Origin of the sequence: Chryseobacterium salviniae, from assembly GCF_035819015.1 — a bacterium.
GTDB classification, from domain to species: domain Bacteria; phylum Bacteroidota; class Bacteroidia; order Flavobacteriales; family Weeksellaceae; genus Chryseobacterium; species Chryseobacterium salviniae.
The window spans coordinates 1-2,660 of the sequence record NZ_JAYLAA010000015.1 but is presented as its reverse complement, the minus strand read 5'-3'; the positions used below and the strand labels follow the sequence as shown (position 1 = coordinate 2,660).

The window sequence follows — 2,660 nt, the reverse complement described above, 5'->3', positions numbered from 1 at the left end:
ACCTGGAATACGTTTATTCGGGCAACCGCCTGGTAAAGATAGTAGATCACAGCTTCAATCCTACAGGCTATGAAGGAGGCAGTAATGCCATAGGATATGACGAAAACGGGAATATGATCAGTATGCCGGATAAGCAGATTAATCAGATCGGGTACAACTACCTGAATCTCCCCAATTCACTGAATATTGAGAACAATAAGAAAAAACTGTTTCATTTGTATCGAGCAGACGGCTCTAAGCTTAAAAAGATATTAAATTATCTAAAGGATGATGGCAATACCTTTACCACCATTACAGAATACTTAGACGGTTTTCAGTATCTTACGACAATGGGTACAGCACCCAATGAATTTGATCCTATGGAATTTGCCTACGAGCAGGAAGCATTTATAGAGAAAATATTGCAGGAAGAACCCATTGCTGCCCTTCAGTTTTTCCCTACTGCGGAAGGATTTTACGATTATGAAAATAATGAGTATATTTACCAGTACAAAGATCATTTAGGAAACGTAAGGGTGAGCTATAAAAAAGACTCTAATGGCTATGCTGAAATTACCGACCAGAATGATTACTATCCTTTCGGGATGAATATCCTGAGGGAAGAGAAGGCGATTTTTGGGGTAAATAGCCTGTACAATTACAAGTACAATGGAAAGGAGCTTCAAGAGACCGGGATGTATGATTATGGAGCAAGATTTTATATGCCGGATATTGGAAGATGGGGCGTCGTGGATCCTATGGCAGAAAAAATGCGCCGTCATAGTCCTTACAATTATGCATTTAATAATCCAATACGATTTATTGATCCCGATGGAAGAAAGCCGGTTCCTCCAGATGATCATTTTGATCAAAACGGTAATTATTTATATACAGATAATAGAAAAACAAATAATATCGTAGTAAATTATGTATTTGGGAAAAATAGACAAGAGAATATTAGCTTAGCTAAACTTCAAGCTCCTTGGCAAGAAAAAAAACTCAGTGATATTGAATTCAATAAAGGCAATTATTCTACACTTACAAAAATTGCAAATCACTATGCTAAAGATGCTGGTGTGGATTTAAGCAAACTCCAAGGCAATAGTACATCTTTAGGAATTGCAGACTATCATTTTGAAGCAGGACAAATGGTTGGTAAAACAAGTAGTTTTAATGGAGGAAAATTTCAGGCTGATGCTCTTATGACAGGAGATATAAAGACGAATACAATATCTATAATGGTGGGAAATGAAACTGTTCATCCTTTTTTGGATAATAAATATAATATGATTTCTGCTTTAAGCCATGAAGGAGGCGAGGTAAGTCATTTAACACTTAATCCTCAAACATGGATAGAAGGTGAAAAAGCTCACATGACGATTTATGAAAATCAAATGAAATCTCCTATATTTAAACTTACAACAGAAGATTTTCAGAAGAAAATGAAACAAAACTATAGGGAAGCAAAATCGAACTATGAAACATATAAGCCTAAACAGTAATATTTTTTTTATCTTAATAATTATTAGTTTAATTGTTTTTTATTCGTGTAAAAAACAAAAAACCAATAATGATGTTGTACTTTGCTCTTTCCAAAATTTAGTTTGTGATTATCCTAAAAACGATAGTGTTTATATCAAAAACGTAGAATTTTTTTTACTTTTTCCGAACTCTACTGATGATACAATTAAAATTTCTTTGAAAGAGATAAAAAGTAATTATAGAAGCATATATAGAAAAGATACTTTTAAAATTAATTTTGAAGCAACAAATTTAATATCTATTCCTCCTCATGATTCTTTAGGAGTACCTTGTATGTCTATAATTGAAAAAAAATTCATTAAAAATGATAATGTTTTTAAAGAAGGTTTCACAGTCTTAAATATTAAAACTAATGAAATTATAAATAAATCATTAGATTATAGTTTGGATCAAGTTCATGACTTTCAATTATATAAAAAATGGGGGAAGAAAAGTGATAAAATAAATTTATAACCCGCTCTCGCGGATTTTTAATCCGTGAGCAACAATAAAGAACCCACCGTAAAGCGGTGGGTTTTTGTTTTATAGAGCGGCTACATTTTTATTAAAGAAGTCTTTAAATTTTTTTGTAGTGAGCATTTCATCTCACAAAACACCTACAACGAACTTTCCCAGCTTCAAACCAAAAAAGTAGGCGGAACTGCTTTAGGAAGAGGACTTCAAACCGTAGACTATCAATACAACATCCGGGGATGGATGACCGGGATTAACCCGGAGGCAACCTCATACATGGAAAGCAAGCTTTTCGGGTACGATATCCGGTATCAGAATCCTACCGATGCCTCTTTGTCTCCCAAGAGGTACAACGGGAATATCTCGGAAGTAAATTGGAGAGTATCCTCGAACCAGATCCTGAAAAGATATGCCTACCAGTATGATGGCTTGAACCGCCTTACCCAGGGCATCTTTTTAAATCCGGATTTCTCAATACCACAAAACGATTGGAATAATGAAGAGGTAACCTATGATAAAAATGGCAATATTGAAAACCTTAGCAGAAATGCCAAAAGCTTTTACAGTGACAATGCGGAAAAAATAGATGACCTGGAATACATTTATTCGGGCAACCGCCTGGTAAAGATAGTAGATCACAGCTTCAATCCTACAGGCTATGAAGGAGGCAGTAATACCATCGGATA

Annotated in this window: 2 protein-coding genes and 1 pseudogene; all 3 read left to right on the top strand. The window is 34.6% G+C overall.

Going from position 1 to position 2,660, the window contains the following annotated elements:
* Positions 1-1,481: RHS repeat-associated core domain-containing protein (locus SOP96_RS03540; protein ID WP_326319814.1), on the top strand; the 1,481-nt coding region annotated here is incomplete at its 5' end.
* Entirely contained in the window at positions 1,456-1,974 is a 519-nt protein-coding gene (locus tag SOP96_RS03535; RefSeq protein ID WP_326319813.1) for a hypothetical protein, read from the top strand. The genes SOP96_RS03540 and SOP96_RS03535, both read left to right, overlap by 26 nt.
* 243 nt (positions 1,975-2,217) lie before the next feature.
* Positions 2,218-2,660, top strand: a pseudogene (locus SOP96_RS03530) (RHS repeat-associated core domain-containing protein); the annotation flags it as partial.